This is a genomic window from Neobacillus sp. plas4, assembly GCF_057221695.1.
The window spans coordinates 5,439,112-5,456,346 of record NZ_CM170152.1; the positions used below are offsets into that span (position 1 = coordinate 5,439,112).

Sequence of the window (17,235 nt, forward strand, 5' to 3'; positions counted from 1 at the left end):
ACAGGGGGTGTTTTTCCTTAGGCACACTTATTTTAGAATGTCCTCCAGGGTGTTATCGAGTGTATCAAAGATAAATTTGTACCCTTCTCGCTCCAACCGTTCTGGAATCACCCAGCGGCTTTTTAACACCAATTCTGTTTCTGTTCGAATGAGGACCGAACCTAATTCAAGCAGCCATTTGGGCGAAGGTAATCCAAATGATACATTCATTTTATCTCGTAATCTTTGCATAAGCTCATGATTGCTGACAGGATTCGGTGCAGAACAATTAAATACCCCGTTTAGTTCCTCTCTTTCCTTTAGAAAAAGAACAATCTGAAATAAATCTTCTATATGTATCCAGCTGAACTTTTGTTTTCCTGTTCCTTGAACACCGCCAAGTCCAAACTTCACTAGATTTCGATAGGGTGACATGACTCCACCCTCTTTGCCAAGCACAATGGCAATTCGGAGCGCAATGATTCGTGTTTTTGGAAGCTCAAAGGCAAATAACGCTTTCTCCCACTCTTTCGCTACATTGACAGAAAACCCTGAGCCGATTTCTCCACTTTCTTCGGTCATCGGACGGTCTTCTGCGTGCCGATAAATCGTTGCGGTGCTGGAGTTCATCCAAGCCTTAGGGGGATTTTGGCAAGCTAGAATAGACTCTCCTAGTATTTTAGTTGTCTTAAGTCTGGAGTTCAGAATTTCATTTTTGTTTTTCTGATTGTACCGGCAATTTACAGATTTCCCTGCTAGATTAATGAGAAGTTCGGCATCTTCCAATGCGTCGATGATGCCAGGTGCGTCTTCCCAAGAAATGTGTTGTGGCTGCCTAGATATGATTTTCACCTCATATCCAAGCTGAGTAAATTTATTTTTAAAATAGTCGCCAATAAAGCCTGTTCCACCTGCTAAAATTACTTTTTTCATAGGAAACCTCCGATCTATTTTCAAAATTAAATCAATTTTAACATTAATTGGAATGTTTGTACGTTTTGACCAAAAATAGAGACCAAATCATGATAGATTTGGTCTCTCAACATATTACTCAAATGATTTGATTGGCGGTGCCTCGTAGTTTAAAAATTTATCAAGTAAGAGGGCGGGGTCATCCTCAATTATGGCCATTGTGCGGAATTTTTCTTGCAGGAATTTTTGGTCGATCATGTGTTCAAACAGGTGGATAAGCGGGTCATAATAATGATTAATATTAAGAAGGCCGCATGGCTTTTTATGCAGCCCAATCTGACCCCAGGTGAAGACTTCAAAGAACTCTTCTAACGTGCCCGTCCCGCCAGGCAGCACCACAAATCCATCCGCCAACTCCATCATTTTCGCCTTTCGCTCGTGCATCGTTTCCACCGTAATCAATTCCGTTAGTCCTTTATGAGAGATTTCACGTTCCTCCAATATCTTCGGAATGACACCAATCGCATGTCCGCCTTCATTTAACACCGTATTAGCAACGGCCCCCATCAGACCGATACTTGAACCGCCATACACCACTGTAATATTCCGTTTCGCTAGTTCTTTTCCTAACTGGATAGCTCCTGTTTTATAAGCCTCAGAAGCACCCAAACTAGAACCACAATAAACCGCTAATCGCTGCATGCTTCCCCTCCTATAATTATTATTCAGGTTAACAACCATTATAGTTAAAAATCAGGAAAAAAAACAGGAAGTATCCACTTCCTGCTTGTTAAGAAAAAATGCGCTCCTGCTTTAAATAAATAGTAGACATCTCTCTCGGTTTCTTCCATACATAAGGCAAATGGCTGGTTTTTTGATTAAAAGTTGATATAAGTTCATCAAACCCTTCCATGGCATAAAGATTAAATGCAGGACCGCTTGCCGTCCTAACCAAAATACGCCGAGTAACCAGATGGTCTTCTCCACTTTCATTATCATAGTAGTGTGTTTCCTTAACATCTTCCCATCTATATTCTTGAAGTGACGTCCCCGTGGCCTTACTTACACGCTTCACCGTAAAACCTTGTTCATGACAAATAACACTTATATCCCTTCCGAAATAAAAAAACAATAGATAAGTAACCACGGCCAATAAAAGAACCAATGAACCCAATAGAACATTTTTGGTTATGACTCCAATACCGACAATTCCAATAATGGAGCCCGCAATAGCTGCCATCCTTACAGAATTCCAATTACTAAACTCCTTACCCATCACAACACCCCCTTTATAAAAAAGTATGAATTACACCACATTATATGTTATGTCCACAAAATCTTCACACAACACACACACAACCAACTCTTTTTTTATTCATTTTTTTATGTATAAATGCATAAATGGTTGAAACTGCGTTTCAACTTTGGTGACAGGCACCTTAATAGACTCTTAACTTTAAATTAATAGTTACTTTACAATTAAACGGTAGTATTAAGGAGATAGGAAGAGGACGCCTTTTTCCCTTTTTCTTAGCCCCTTTCATTGATTCGGCTTGACGCCGAATCTTTTTTTTTAAACTGTCTGCGATTGCACAGTTCATCATAATTGTGACCCACCCCTTGTGCCCTCTTGTTTTTGGTCCAATCACAAACCCATGAAACCATTTACCTAATCATTCGTATAACCATTACTAGGAAAGTAGGTGAAGCACATGTTTAAAAAATGGTTTGCATGCTTACTATTATTTGCAATGTTGTTTTTGTTCCCACACCAAGGCTTGGCTGTGGACTATTCCATTTCCAATGTAAAAATGGACGCATACCTCCAAGACAATGGAGATGTGAAAGTGGAGGAAACCCATACCTATGAATTTTTTGGTGAGTTTAACGGGATAACCCGTGAAGTGATACCGAAAGAGGGAGCAGTCATCAGTCAGTTTGCCGCAACGGAGGATGGCCAACTCTTAAGGATTGAAAAGGAAGATGACCTATACAAGGTCCACCGTAAAGGGACGGATGAAACTATTACCGTAAAGCTTCAATACATAATCGAAAACGGAATGGAGATTTATCAGGATACAGCCCAATTTTACTGGCCGTTTTTTGATGAAAGAAATGAATCCGACTACGAAAATCTAACTATTACGATTCACCCGCCAAAACAAACGAACGATGTGATTGCTTTCGGATATGATGAAGCCACTAACACCGAAACAATTCAAGGAGATGGATCCGTCCTTTTTCAACTGGGTTATGTTCCTTATGGTACCAATGGGGATATCCGCGTGGCCTATCCAGTCAGCCTTTTCCCGGCTGCACCCCAAACTTCAAATAAACCAATGAAAGAGGAAATCTTAAAGGCAAAACAAGATCTTATCGATCAGGCTGCTGCAGAAGCTGCAATAAAAGAAACTCTTTCAACGATCGGCAAGATAGGAATCCCGGTATTCACCATTATTTTACTGCTGCTAATGTTCAAAGATTGGATAACAGCACGTACCAAACGAAATGATCTTATGCGAGAAGGCACCAAGTTTCTTACTGTACCAAAACAAATCATGAGCTTGCCGGCAACAATTGCCTTTACGAACAATCGCTATTTACCACCACAAGCAATGGCCGCTGGCTTACTAGATTTGGTCCGGCAGGGATATGTGAAAAAAACGTCCAACGACCGCTTTCAGTTAATCAATCGTAAATCTCCATTTCCGCACGAGAATGTGTTGATGGAGTGGCTATTTGATAAAATTGGATCAAACAATACCTTTAGCTTTGACGACCTATCAACCTATACGAGAAACAAATTAAATCAACCTCATTACCACACTTTTCAAACCCAATGGAGGCAGGCTGTTAACCATGAGATAGACAGTTACACCCTCTATGAAAATAAAAAGGCTTATCGTTTACTCATTGGTTTTTCAAGTATCTTACTGCTGCCGTTTCTATTCCTTTTCCCAATCTACGGTCTCATGGGTTCTTTTGCTGCAACCCTTGTGTTATTGATTCCAGTGATTCTCTACGCCATTCTTTACCGGCCAAAAACCTGGGAAGGTGCACGAATTGCCTACGAATGGAAACAGTTTAAAACTCGCTTTAAAGAACTTCCACAAGCTGAGTGGGAAAAATGGTCCGAAGATGACCAAATGCGTGCTTATATCTACGGACTCGGAATCAGCAGCAAAGAAATTGATCGCAAATATGATGTCCTAATAGAGGCACTAACTTCAGATATCGACAGTTATGATGCTGGTGCTGGAATCTACCCCATATTATTTATCGGTCCTGACACTTCTGCAAAGTTTCGTGAAGCGAATGACTCGGTAAGCGGCGGCACCACAAGCAGCAGTAGCTCTAGTTCTAGCGGAGGAACAAGTGGTGGCGGCGGGGGATCTGGTGCTTTCTAAAAGAAAAGTGCAAGTGCCCTGGAGCTGGACAGTAATGTTGATTTTAGTAATTAGACGGAGAAATTCCGCTTATTTGGTAAAAAATTATAAAAATATCCTAAATAGTCGGAGAGATTCCGCTTATTTATAAAAAAGACATTAAAATGGGGGATTTTGAGTAGCTTAACCGGAAATTCTCCGCTTATATTTCACGAAACGAGCTCCATTTTTCAAATAACCGGAAATTCTCCGCTTATTTTACTTTCGCTGGTTACTTAAGCGCAAATCAACAGACCTATTTAACAAAGCCATCTGGAAAAAAGCTTGAGGCCATCCTCAAGCCTTTTTTCCTATTCTCTCCCAAAAAGAAGGATACTGGACTATGCAACGGGAATTAATACTATTAAACAATCTGAAAATGGAGGGAAATCTATGTATCCAAATATACTTAGGCATCCTGGGCCAACTCCAATCCCTAAAAAGGTCCAGCTCGCCATGAACCATGACATGATTAGTCATCGCACCGAAGAATTCGTAAGGTTATATCAAGAAACAACCAACCGGGTAAAAACAGTTTTTGGGACTGCGCTAGAAATTTTACTGCTGCCATCAGGCGGTACGGCAGCATTAGAAGCAGCAGCCGTTAATACCGTTTCCCCAGGAGAAGAAGTGGTCGTCATCACCGTTGGCGCCTTTGGTAATTATTTCGTCTCCATTTGCGAGAAATATGGATTCAACGTACATAAGCTTGAAAAAAATTGGGGCGAAGCCTGTACCGAAGAGGATCTTAGTGAGTTCCTAAAACCTCTATCCAATATCAAGGCGGTTTTTGCAACCTATAACGAAACCTCCACCGGAATCTTAAACCCGATTGAAAAATTGGCAAAAGTAGTTCGCACCCATACCGATGCGCTATTTATTGTCGATGGGGTCAGCTGCCTTGGCGGTGCTCCGGCGGAAATGGATCAATGGGGAATTGATATTTTAGTAACAGGGTCACAAAAAGCGATGATGCTGCCACCTGGACTAGCACTTTTAAGTGTAAGTGACAGGGCATGGAACGTGATAGAGAAAACAACAAAGCCTGCTTATTACTTAGATCTTCTAAGCTATCGGAAGTGGGCGTCGAAAGGGATGACACCAAACACCCCTGCCATTTCATTGATTTTTGGACTTTCCGCTGTCTGTGATTTAATTGACGAGGAAGGCGGCTTTTCACAAACCATTGCGAGACACGAACTGATGAAGAATATGGTTCGTGCATCCATGAAGGCACTTTCGATTGGACTATTGACGGCCGATGAATATGCGTCTCCGACGATCACAGCTGTATATGCGCCAGATGGCGTGGAAGCTTCCACATTTATTGGGCATCTAAAAGAAAAATATCACCTTGATTTTGCAGGCGGACTTGGCCATCTGCAAGGAAAGATTTTTAGATTCGGTCATATGGGGTATTGCTTCCCAAGTGATATCCTTCAAGCCGTTTCACTGATAGAAGCTGGGCTGCAGGATTTCTCTTACTCCTTTGAACCTGGTGCAGGGATAGCAGCAGCACAAAACGTTTTCTTGGCTGCTCAACAGAAGTAATCTTATAGCAAAAGCGAAAGAGACATGATCGACCATGTCTCTTTTTTACATTATGATTAGAGGTTAGAGGCCCTTAGACTCACTGCATTTACCCAAACTCTTTTTCATCATGCTCTTCGGTCACTCCAGACTTCCCGCATTGGTGACAGGCACCACTCTATTTGTCCTCCCGGTCAGATATGAATAATTACCAAATACATCGAATACCCATTAAAAAGAACATCTTTGCCTAATCTTTTAAGGGGGGAGTTCGGTTGAAAAAAGTGATATTTCACTCGATGATCATTCTCAGTATTTTACTCATGTTTATGAATTATATTATACCTGGGGTTGCCCTGCTCCTTTTATCTGCCTTTGTCTTTGCACCTGGAAAAATGAAATCCAATGAAAGGTGGCAAAAATTTTATCAGAGTCCGAAAGTAAAAGAAATAAGAAAGCTCATCATGATTCTTATTTTTCTAACCATTGTTGTCCTGATCATTACCTATCCGAAATTAAATATCATTGTCCCCTTATTTTTTATCGCCGCATTGATTTCGCCATCCAAAAAAGGTCCGAATTCCAGCCATTATGACCATGATATTTTTTAACAAAATTTAGTTGAAATTTTTTTTAATTTGACTATTGCTAATCTGTAAATATATTGATAATATAAAATAGCTAATTGGAAAGCTACTATTCAAGCTATCTAGAGTCTTTCCAAGCAGATAATACTGACCACTTCCTCGCGGGAGTTAAGGCCATACGGACAGCCGGGTCAACTGCCGATTGGCAACTTTAGTTGCCCTATTGATTGAGTTAAAAGCTCAAATTTTATAAGTTGGTTACTTTACAACCAGTGCATATGCACACAACTTGTGAAACGGTCAATAAGAGTGGTAAAAGTAATTATTTGCTATATAGACTCTGATCTTAAAAAGATATAGTTTGAATATTAAGGTGCTTTCTTTGCTATTGTCTTAGGACTTTTATAGCAGACGTGTGACTTTTTTCGTCATTCGTATGCCTTTTAATATTGATATTATATCTAAAGCAAGTGTTGTGCGCAGTGATGCGCTTTTTACACTTGCTTTTTTGTTGTTCACTTGGTTTTCACGGGTTTTCAAACAAATTCTATTAAGTTAGGAGATATGGAAAATGGGAAAAGCACTTATTATCGGCGCCGGCGGCGTTGCTTCAGTAGCAATTCATAAATGCGTTCAAAACAGCGAAGTTTTTGAAGAAATTTGTATCGCAAGCCGTACAAAATCTAAATGCGATGATTTAAAAGCAAAATTAGAGGGTACGAGCAAAACAAAAATCACTACAGCTCAAGTAGATGCGGACAATGTAGAAGAATTAATCGCGTTAATCAATGAAGTAAAACCAGATATCGTAATGAACCTAGCATTACCATACCAAGATTTAACAATCATGGATGCGTGTCTTGCAACAAAAACACACTACATGGATACAGCAAACTACGAGCCTGAAGATACAGCTAAATTTGAATACAAATGGCAGTGGGAATACAAAGAGCGTTTTGAAAAAGCTGGTATTACAGCTCTTTTAGGAAGCGGCTTTGACCCAGGTGTAACAGGCGTATTCTCTGCATATGCACTTAAGCATTATTTTGATGAAATCGAATATATCGACATTCTTGACTGTAATGGCGGCGACCACGGCTATCCGTTTGCTACAAATTTTAACCCTGAAATCAACATCCGCGAAGTTTCTGCTAACGGCAGATACTGGGAAAATGGTGAATGGATTGAGACAGAGCCAATGGAAATCAAACGCGAATATAACTTCGCTGAAGTTGGTCAAAAGGATATGTACTTGCTTTACCACGAAGAACTTGAATCTCTTGCGCAAAACATCCCAGGGATTAAGCGTATCCGTTTCTTCATGACATTTGGTCAAAGTTATATTACTCACCTTAAAGCACTTGAAAATGTTGGAATGACAAGCATTGAGCCAATCGAATTCGAAGGAAAACAAATTATTCCACTTCAATTCCTGAAGGCAGTATTACCAGATCCAGCTTCCCTTGGACCACGTACAGTTGGTAAAACAAACATTGGCTGTATCTTTAAAGGGAAAAAAGATGGCGTAGATAAAACATATTATGTTTACAATATTTGTGACCACCAAGAGTGCTATAGAGAAGTCGGCTCTCAAGCCATCTCTTATACAACAGGCGTTCCAGCAATGATCGGTGCAGCTATGATTTTGACTGGCAAATGGAACAAACCAGGCGTATTCAATATTGAGGAATTTAATCCAGATCCATTCATGGAAGAGTTAAATAAATGGGGACTTCCATGGGTAGAAGATTTTAATCCAGTTTTAGTTGATGCACTTCCTGAGGAAAAAAAAATTCCGGAGCTTGTCCGATAAATGCGGTTTGAAGAACTGCCAACACCGTGTTACGTAGTCGATGAAGAGCTAATTGAAAAAAATCTTAAAATCCTAAACGGTGTTATGCAGCGTACCGGAGCAAAGATTGTTTTAGCACAAAAGGCTTTTTCGATGACAACAATGTATCCCCTCATTGGAAAGTATTTAAGCGGTACAACGGCAAGTGGTTTATATGAAGCACGTCTAGGCTACGAAGAAATGGGCAAAGAAAATCATGTCTTTGCCCCTGCCTACCGTGACGATGAAATCGACGAAATTATCTCCATTTGTGATCATATTATCTTTAATTCTTTTTCACAGTTGGAAAAATTTAAAGATAAGGCGCTAAAAGCTGGTAGAAAAGTGGGCTTACGGATCAATCCTGAGCACTCTACCCAAATTGGACATGCCATTTATGATCCATGTTCACCGGGTTCTCGATTCGGGGTCATCCGTGATCAATTTCGTCCTGAATTATTAGATGGTGTTTCTGGGTTGCATTTCCACACCCTTTGTCAGCAAAACTCTGACGATTTGGAATCGACTTTGAATGCAGTTGAAGAAAAGTTTGGCGAATGGCTTCCGCAAATGGAATGGATTAACTTTGGCGGCGGTCATCATATTACGAGAGAAGATTACGATATTCCAAGATTAGAAGCTTGTATTAAAAGAATGCAGGATAACTATGGATTAGAAGTATATCTTGAGCCAGGCGAAGCGATTGCGCTGAATGCTGGTTATCTCATTACATCTGTATTAGATTTACATCAAAACCATTTGGATATTGCCATTTTAGATACATCTGCAACCTGTCATATGCCGGACGTATTGGAAATGCCTTACCGCCCGCCTTTATTTGGATCAGGCGAAGCAGGCGAAAAGCCATATACATACCGACTCGGCGGGCAAACTTGCCTAACAGGTGATGTTATCGGCGATTATTCGTTTGATCAGCCATTGAAAAGCGGCGATCGCTTAGTATTTGGTGATATGGCGATTTACACAATGGTAAAAAACACTACGTTTAACGGTATGCCCCTTCCAGCAATCGCTGTGAAAGGCAAAGATGGCGATTGTAAGGTCGTGCAGCAATTCGGTTACCAAGATTTTAAAATGAGACTTGCATAATAGGTTTTAAGGCCAGATTCTGTAATAGGGATCTGGTTTTTATTGTGGAATCGAACCTATCCGTTACCTTGAACCGCGTAAACGGGCTAGATCGGGCACGAATTAGATTCTATTCGTTACCTTCAAACAGCAAAACAAACCAAAACGGGCACGAATAGATTCTATTCGTTACCTTCAAACAGCAAAACGAACCAAAACGGGCACGAATAGATTCTATTCGTTACCTTCAAACAGCAAAACGAACCAAAATGGGTACGAATAGGGATTAATCGTGACCGCAAACCACAAGTTAGCCCAACTGTGTGGGCACGATTCTTCCAGCGGGACCACCAACTTATCATAAGTAATCTGAATTTTCCATAAACATTCACTTTTTTAATTCGATTTAGAAAAATAATACGTTATAATAGAAAGAAACTCGAAAAAAGAAGATGATATTTTGTTGTTGTTTAAGAGTCTAGAGTTTAAAAATCAAGCAGAACAGAAAATAAAAGTAATGGAAATCCCTGTTTTAGAAGCAAGTCATCCTCATTTTTTTATGATTCAAACTCGTTTGCAAACCTTTGTTTCATTCCTTCACGACAACCCACAGCAAAAAAGCTGTTATTCCTTTCGTGAATATTTAAAGCGAAAAATGAGCTGGTCAGATTTCAAAGAGCTATATCGTCTGGAAGAGGTTAATAAAAATAAAGCATAATGAAAAAACCATCCCGCACATTACGCCAGGATGGTTTCTTCATTTATGCAATTCGCCTTTTTTGATAATATACAATAATCCCGCCAATGACCACAAGAATCAATCCCGCTGCTAAGAGATTAAAATAGTTTGTTGCTGTATTCGGCAGTTTATTTCCAGTTTGGCTGGTCTTCGATTCACCAACCGTTTCCGTATCAATAGTCTGATCATCTGAAGAAGGCACTTCAACGGCTCCATCTGAATCCTGAGCGTCGCTGTCATCGTCTACAGCCGGAGGCGTTGGTTCCGTAACCGTAATGCCAGCTGTCGCGGAGTGAACTCCATCTTTGGTTTGAACGGTAATGGTTGCACTGCCGGCAGCTAGAGCAGTTACCAATCCATCGTTCGTTACCGCAGCCACTTTTTCATCAGAGCTTGTCCACGTAACTTCCTTATCCTCTGTTGTATCGGCTGGAGTAATGCTTGAACTTAATTTAACCGTTTCGCCAACTTTAAGACTTGCTTGCGTTTGTTCGAGCGTAATTTCTTCAATAAGTTTAATTGGATCCACTTGAATCTCACTTACAGAAACTGTTCCACTTACTTCGTTTCCAACTAAAACAAGCGGACGACCTGTTGGACTTACGTCTGCAGCAATAAATTCAAGTCCTTCAGGTGCTACGTCTCCTGCAATCGCTTGGGAGAAATCCCTGCTGTTAAGATAGTTGGCAAACTGTGCATTTTGTGGATTTGAAATGTTATAGGTCATAAACCCGCCGATTCTTTCAAGTCCGACAAATGCATATACCTCATCGCCAATCATGCCCACTTTGACATCTTCCGGCTCAGGCCCTTTTTTCGCACTGCGCTTTTCAAATTCATCATCATCATTTGACCAGTTAAACACGTCCGGATAACGTTCAGCTGTAATCGTTTCGAATTCACTTCCACTGTCGTAAACTAGCTCCATGGTGTCTGCTTTCCAAATAGAGAAAGAACGTCCGCCTAATGTATAAATGGCATCATTTCCACGATCTGTTAATACTTCGAGTTTCTTAAAATCATCTGAGTTTTTCATTTTATCAAATGCGGCTTGTGCTTCTTCCGCAGTCATCCCTTTAAAAAGGTCAGGGTTTAATGTTATCGTATCTTTTACATCTTTAAAATCAGCTACATTGATAAATGTTGGGTCTTCCTCTGGCCACTCGGTTGCATCCCCTTCATTCGCCGTAAGCAGATAATCAGTACCATTTATGTTTACATACGCAACAGAATCAGGCATATAGGACCCTAAAATCGGAAGCCTTTCGAGTTCGATTTTTCCATTCCTTGCAGCATCCAGTTCATTACCTGCCAAAGAATGATCTTTATATCCAAGTGACTTTACAGATAGCACTTTCCCTGCTTTGATATCAATAGTTGCAATCGCATTATTTTCTTGCAGGGTTACAAAGGCTTTCGCACCATCATTTGAAACAGCAATAAATTCAGGTTCAAAATCTTCAGCAGCTTTGGCTTTGGTTCCATTTTTTCGAATATGAACATCATCAGCAATGACACTTTCATCATCGAATTTCACTTGGGTTACTTTCCCTGTTTCAACCTCAACAATCGTAACCGAACCTTCTGGGTCTTCCCCTTTAAGTCCGCCGCGAGGCTCTGCTTCATTAGCAGAAAGTATGTACTTGCCATCAGCTGTTAACTTAACCATATCAGGCTGGACACCTGCATCGTATGTTTTTTGAATGTCGCCATCATAATTCATCACGATAATTTTTCCATTCTGGGTATAATCTTCGGCTTGAACAGCAGCCACGATGGTATCGTTAGCAGTATTCATTTCAATGCTTGTTAAGTCTCCGTAAACGAAAGTATCTGTGTTCACAGCATCTGCAATATTAATTGATTTTTCTTTTTGAAGCTGTTGTACTGTTTCGGCAGGTGTTAACCCTTTTAGACTAACAATGTCAATGGTTTGTCCATATCCATTGATTACGTAAAATTTCTCGTTGTCCGAATTGTATTTAACAATTTCAGCGACGCCGCCATCTTCATTGGTTGTACCGATGCTATATCCTGCTACTTTTTTTATGTCTAGCGTATTTGGAATTCCCGTTTCCGCACTCACATTTTGAACAGCAAATGGAACACCTGTTAGTAGTAAACTTCCGGCTAATACCATCTTACTGAACATGTTGAGCTTAAAATGACTCTTCATTTTTTTTATTTCCCCCTGTTAGTTAATGCTGCCTTATATATTGCGACATATTTTGACAACTAGTACTATAGTAGCAAAGGAGTTTATAGATTCTATTGAATATTTGTAAAATTACTGTAAAGATTGTTATGTGGACTTATACCTCTAATTTGTTTTTTAAAATCGCATTAAACCGATTCGCTTCGGATACTCGTTCATGCATTAAAATCTTCAACCTAGCACCAAGAAAATTTTTCCTATACAATTTAGGTAAGGAAAAGCAAAAAGTGTGGTGAATCATTTGTTTAAATTATTGTTAATTGAAGATGACGAAACATTATTTAATGAAATCAAAGATAGGTTGGCTGGGTGGTCTTACGATGTATTTGGTATTGCTGATTTTGGTCAAGTGTTTCAAGAATTCACAATGATAAAACCTGATTTAGTCATTATTGATATTCAATTGCCAAAATTTGATGGGTTCCATTGGTGCCGAATGATTCGATCCAATTCAAACGTTCCCATTCTATTTTTATCTTCCCGCGATCATCCTACTGATATGGTTATGTCCATGCAGCTTGGTGCAGATGATTTTATTCAAAAGCCTTTTCATTTTGATGTACTCATTGCGAAGATACAGGCGATTCTTCGGCGGGTATATAATTACAATAATGAACCAATTTTACTTAAAACATGGTGCGGTGCAACAATAGATTTTGAGAGAAATTCTGTCATGAATGACTCAGGTTCAATTGAGCTAACAAAGAACGAAATTTATATTTTAAAACTACTAATTGACCAGAAGAATAAAATAGTTAGCCGGGAGGAATTAATCAAAAGCTTATGGGATGATGAGCGCTTTGTAAGCGATAATACCTTAACTGTCAATGTAAACCGATTACGAAAAAAACTGGAGGAGCTTGGCTTAGGACAGTTTATCGAAACAAAAGTTGGTCAAGGTTATATTGCTAAAGAGAGAGATTTCGGATGATCAAAAAATTTTTAATTGAAAGACGCAGCTGGATTATTCTCTTTTTATTTTTACATTTTTTTTTCATCCTAGTTGCTTATTTTGATACAACAATCCCATTAATGCCTATCGTCTACATTGTCTTTTTATCAACGATTATTTTCATCCTATTTTTAATGATCCGCTACAATAATGAAACAAAATTTTATAAAAGTATAGAAGCATGGGAAAACAATCTTGACTTAACGAGTATATCTAATCCAGATAGTCCTTTTGAAAAAATCATTGAAAATGCAGTTACGAACCAGACTGAATTACTGAAACAAATTGCTTCACAAAATCTGATTTCCCTAGAGCAGGAGAAAGACCAATTATTATCTTGGATTCATGAAGTTAAAACACCGTTAACAGCTATACGATTAATGATTGATCGAATAGACAATAAAACAATGAAATCTCAATTAACCTATGAATGGTTACGAATTCATCTACTACTAGACCAGCAGCTTCATCAAAAACGTATACCATTTATAGAAAATGATTTGTATATTGAGGTTATAGATTTAACCGTCTTAATTACGAAGGAAATTAAAGATTTACAATCATGGTGTATTCAAAAAGGAATGGGCTTTGATTTACAAATAGAGGTTAAAGAAGTACTTAGTGATGCCAAATGGCTAGCCTTTATCATCAGACAGCTATTAACAAATGCAATAAAATATAGTGATGCTTCCGATATTATCATTAAAAGCTATCAACAAGATGAACAGACCATTCTTGAGGTAAAAGACTTTGGCCGCGGCATCGATCCAAAGGATGTATCTCGTATATTTGATAAAGGCTTTACATCAACTGCAAAACATCAAGATAATGCTGCAACAGGCATGGGGTTATATTTAGCAAAAAAATCAGCAAAGCCATTATTAATTCATATAGAAGTACATTCAACACTTGGAACGGGTACGACTTTTACATTGATCTTTCCAAAAAGAAATCAATTCCTTCATATCACAAGCATGTGACAAAATTGTCACATGCTTTTATTATTTGTATCATCAATCGAAGGAATTGAACAACAAAGCCATTTATACTAAAACTATCAAATCATGGGGTGTGTGGATATGAATATATTAGAGGCAGCAAAAATTCATAAAAGTTATGGCAATAAATTTAACAAACAAGAAGTACTGAAGGGCCTGGATGTAACCATTAAAAAAGGGGAATTTGTTAGTATCATGGGAGCATCGGGTTCAGGGAAAACAACTCTGCTCAATGTTCTTTCATCCATTGATAAAGTTAGTTATGGGACAATTAATATCGAGGGAAAAGAAATGACAGCAATGAGGGAAAAGCAATTAGCTGAATTTCGAAAGAATCATCTAGGATTTATTTTTCAAGAATATAATTTACTAGATACATTAACAGTTAAAGAAAATATACTCTTACCATTATCGATTACAAAAACACCAAAGAGCGAAGCAAATCATAAATTTCATACTTTGGCTGAAGAGCTCGGCATTTATGACATTAAAGATAAATATCCAAATGAAATTTCCGGTGGACAAAAACAACGTACGTCTGCAGCTCGAGCCTTTATTCATGAGCCAAGTATTATTTTTGCTGACGAACCAACCGGAGCGCTCGATTCAAAATCCGCTTCAGATTTGTTAAACAAACTAAGCGATTTAAATCAAAAAAGAAATGCAACGATTCTAATGGTTACCCACGATCCAGTCGCAGCAAGCTATTGTAACCGTGTTATTTTTATCAAAGACGGACAAATTTATACTCAATTAACAAAGGGGGAAGAATCTAGACAGAACTTCTTCCATGACATCATGAAAACACAAGGAGTATTAAGCGGGGTGCAAAATGAGCATTAATCAACTCATCTTTCAAAACCTGAAAAAGAATATCAAAAATTATTATCTCTATGTGTTTGCTTTAATCTTTACGGTCTCTCTTTATTTTGCCTTTGTCACACTACAATATGACCCTGCTATGGATAAAACAAAGGGTTCGATTAAAGGTGCAGCTGCAATGGGAACAGCATCCGTTTTACTCGTTGCAATCGTCTCGATTTTTCTTTTATACGCAAATAACATTTTTATTAAACGACGCAGTAAAGAAATCGGTTTATTTCAGTTAATAGGAATGACAAAAGGCCGAATCTTCCGCATTCTCACATTTGAAAATTTAATCCTATATTTCAGTTCCTTATTCATTGGAATCTTTATTGGGTTTTCTGTTTCAAGATTAATCATGATGATCTTACTGAAAATAACAGGTGTTGAGTCCGCTGCCACATTAAGATTTTCAACAGAAGCATTGGTGAAAACGGTTGTTGTCTTTTCTATTATCTATATCTTTATTATGTTGATGAATTATATATTTATTAAAAGACAAAGTATCTTGTCCTTATTTAGAGTTCTTTCATCAACAGAAGAAAAAGTTAAAAAAGTGTCCTTGTTTGAAATGATCTACGGAATTTTAGGTATCTTAATGATCCTTTTAGGCTATTATATTTCATCCAAATTATTTGGCGGGGACTTTACAACAATGGCTGAACTATTCTTAGCCATGCTCTTCATTTTAGCCTCTGTTATTATTGGGACTTATCTTTTTTACAAAGGATCCGTTCGATTTATCTTTTATGTGATTCGAAAAAAGAAAGGTGGTTATTTGAATATAAATGAAGTATTATCTCTTTCATCCATTATGTTTCGGATGAAATCAAATGCTCTATTATTAACGATTATTACGACTGTATCCGCACTTGCTATCGGCTTGTTATCCTTAAGCTATATTTCGCACTTCTCAGCAGAAAGATTAGCCGAAAATAATGTGGTTGCTGATTTTTCAATGACAAATAAACAAGATGCTGAAGACTTTAAAGAAGCGTTAGCAGGAAATGAAATTAAATATAATGAAAAAATGATCGAAGTCATTCAGGTCCATGCAAACTTAGAAAAAATAACGGAAATAAATATAGAGGAGCTAAATTCTGATCCAAAGAACATGACCATTCCTGTCATCAGTGACAAGGCCGCCAACAGTATTGATTTATCTGCAGAGGAAACCCTTTTTACCGGTTATAATGATACAATAGAAAAATTTATGCCGCTAAAAAGTTCAGGTCAAATCGAATTAAAAGGGATAAATGAAGTGATACCGCAAAATTATATCGGCCTAAGGAAGGACTACATCGTATCATTCCGTTTTACAAGCGGTGGATTCCCCGTCGCCATTGTGGATGAAACTATTTTTGAGCGATTAAAAAAAGATATTGACCCAGAAATTCAAAAGGAATCCACTCTTTATATTGGAATTAAATTGCAAGATGAAACCAAAATGGTAGAAGCCAATGATCTTTTTCAAGATATAAATTTTACTGGTAAAAATGATTCAGTTCTAGAAATGAGCAATAATCAGAAAAGAAACATCGGGCTTATCATGTTTATCGTTGGATTTTTAGGATTAACCTTTTTAGTTACCTCTGGATGTATTTTATACTTTAAACAAATGGATGAAAGCGAAGAAGAAAAGCCGAACTATACGATATTAAGAAAGCTTGGATTCACTCAAGGAGACTTGTTAAGAGGCATTCAAGCCAAGCAAATCTTTAATTTTGGTATCCCTTTAGTTATTGGCTTAGCCCATAGTTATTTTGCCGTAAAATCTGGTTGGTTCATGTTTGGTACTGAATTATGGACACCAATGATAATGGTCATGTTATTATATACCGCATTATACTCGATTTTCGGTATACTATCCGTCCTCTATTACAAAAAGGTGATTAAAGAGGCACTATAATCATAGAAAATGATAAAGCTCCAGTCTAATATGGCTGGAGCCTAATTTAATTTAAGCTTTTAGTAAATAACCCCATTTACTTATGGTACGGTTCACCGTGATGTATCTAAATGAGGTTCCCTTGGATTATTTTAGATAACAAAAAGAATGCTAAAATCAAAGCACCCTTTTTGTTAAAAAACCCGTCACTTTCATTTAAATAGAA

General features: G+C 38.2%; 14 protein-coding genes. 10 read left to right on the forward strand and 4 right to left on the reverse strand.

Translation table 11 applies throughout. The features are described from left to right. Window positions 1-27 precede the first annotated feature (27 nt). The 3 genes from AC2TFD_RS27210 to AC2TFD_RS27220 form a co-directional block, all read right to left on the reverse strand. The gene (locus AC2TFD_RS27210) at window positions 28-912 is read right to left on the reverse strand and encodes a TIGR01777 family oxidoreductase (RefSeq protein WP_484674332.1); all 885 of its coding nucleotides are present in this window, start codon (window positions 910-912) and stop codon (window positions 28-30) included. A gap of 114 nt (window positions 913-1,026) precedes the next feature. After that, window positions 1,027-1,593 (reverse strand): LOG family protein, encoded by a 567-nt coding sequence (locus AC2TFD_RS27215; protein WP_335568663.1) that lies wholly within the window; start codon window positions 1,591-1,593, stop codon window positions 1,027-1,029. A gap of 88 nt (window positions 1,594-1,681) precedes the next feature. Then, complete coding sequence (locus tag AC2TFD_RS27220) at window positions 1,682-2,167, reverse strand: hypothetical protein (RefSeq protein WP_484674333.1); 486 nt, start codon at window positions 2,165-2,167, stop codon at window positions 1,682-1,684. A gap of 436 nt (window positions 2,168-2,603) precedes the next feature. On the opposite strand from AC2TFD_RS27220, the gene AC2TFD_RS27225 reads away from it, so the two are divergent. From AC2TFD_RS27225 to AC2TFD_RS27250, 6 genes are all read left to right on the forward strand, one after another. After that, window positions 2,604-4,298: a DUF2207 domain-containing protein gene (locus AC2TFD_RS27225; protein WP_484674334.1), complete on the forward strand. Its 1,695-nt coding sequence runs from the start codon at window positions 2,604-2,606 to the stop codon at window positions 4,296-4,298. A gap of 411 nt (window positions 4,299-4,709) precedes the next feature. Continuing rightward, a complete protein-coding gene (locus AC2TFD_RS27230; protein WP_484674335.1) occupies window positions 4,710-5,867 on the forward strand; it encodes a pyridoxal-phosphate-dependent aminotransferase family protein in 1,158 nt (385 codons plus the stop codon). A gap of 254 nt (window positions 5,868-6,121) precedes the next feature. Beyond that, window positions 6,122-6,457: a hypothetical protein gene (locus tag AC2TFD_RS27235; RefSeq protein WP_484674336.1), complete on the forward strand. Its 336-nt coding sequence runs from the start codon at window positions 6,122-6,124 to the stop codon at window positions 6,455-6,457. Between the two features lie 547 nt (window positions 6,458-7,004). Then, window positions 7,005-8,246 (forward strand): saccharopine dehydrogenase family protein, encoded by a 1,242-nt coding sequence (locus tag AC2TFD_RS27240; protein ID WP_484674337.1) that lies wholly within the window; start codon window positions 7,005-7,007, stop codon window positions 8,244-8,246. Continuing rightward, window positions 8,247-9,374, forward strand: coding sequence for a carboxynorspermidine decarboxylase (nspC, locus tag AC2TFD_RS27245; protein WP_335514601.1), 1,128 nt, complete (start codon window positions 8,247-8,249; stop codon window positions 9,372-9,374). Window positions 9,375-9,813: 439 nt separating this feature from the next. Then, a complete protein-coding gene (locus AC2TFD_RS27250) occupies window positions 9,814-10,071 on the forward strand; it encodes a DUF2535 family protein (RefSeq protein WP_335568657.1) in 258 nt (85 codons plus the stop codon). A gap of 43 nt (window positions 10,072-10,114) precedes the next feature. Here the strand turns inward: AC2TFD_RS27250 and AC2TFD_RS27255 are convergent, their stop codons facing one another. Continuing rightward, window positions 10,115-12,268 (reverse strand): choice-of-anchor I family protein, encoded by a 2,154-nt coding sequence (locus AC2TFD_RS27255; protein ID WP_335568656.1) that lies wholly within the window; start codon window positions 12,266-12,268, stop codon window positions 10,115-10,117. Between the two features lie 280 nt (window positions 12,269-12,548). Here AC2TFD_RS27255 and AC2TFD_RS27260 point away from each other — a divergent pair, with 280 nt between their 5' ends. From AC2TFD_RS27260 to AC2TFD_RS27275, 4 genes are all read left to right on the forward strand, one after another. Further along, window positions 12,549-13,238 (forward strand): response regulator transcription factor, encoded by a 690-nt coding sequence (locus AC2TFD_RS27260; protein WP_335514610.1) that lies wholly within the window; start codon window positions 12,549-12,551, stop codon window positions 13,236-13,238. Further along, window positions 13,235-14,239: a sensor histidine kinase gene (locus tag AC2TFD_RS27265; protein WP_335514613.1), complete on the forward strand. Its 1,005-nt coding sequence runs from the start codon at window positions 13,235-13,237 to the stop codon at window positions 14,237-14,239. The genes AC2TFD_RS27260 and AC2TFD_RS27265 overlap by 4 nt, the downstream gene beginning before the upstream one ends. Before the next feature lie 99 nt (window positions 14,240-14,338). Beyond that, complete coding sequence (locus tag AC2TFD_RS27270; protein ID WP_335568655.1) at window positions 14,339-15,100, forward strand: ABC transporter ATP-binding protein; 762 nt, start codon at window positions 14,339-14,341, stop codon at window positions 15,098-15,100. Then, complete coding sequence (locus AC2TFD_RS27275) at window positions 15,090-17,030, forward strand: FtsX-like permease family protein (RefSeq protein ID WP_335568654.1); 1,941 nt, start codon at window positions 15,090-15,092, stop codon at window positions 17,028-17,030. Before AC2TFD_RS27270 ends, AC2TFD_RS27275 begins: the two co-directional genes overlap by 11 nt. Window positions 17,031-17,235 lie beyond the last annotated feature (205 nt).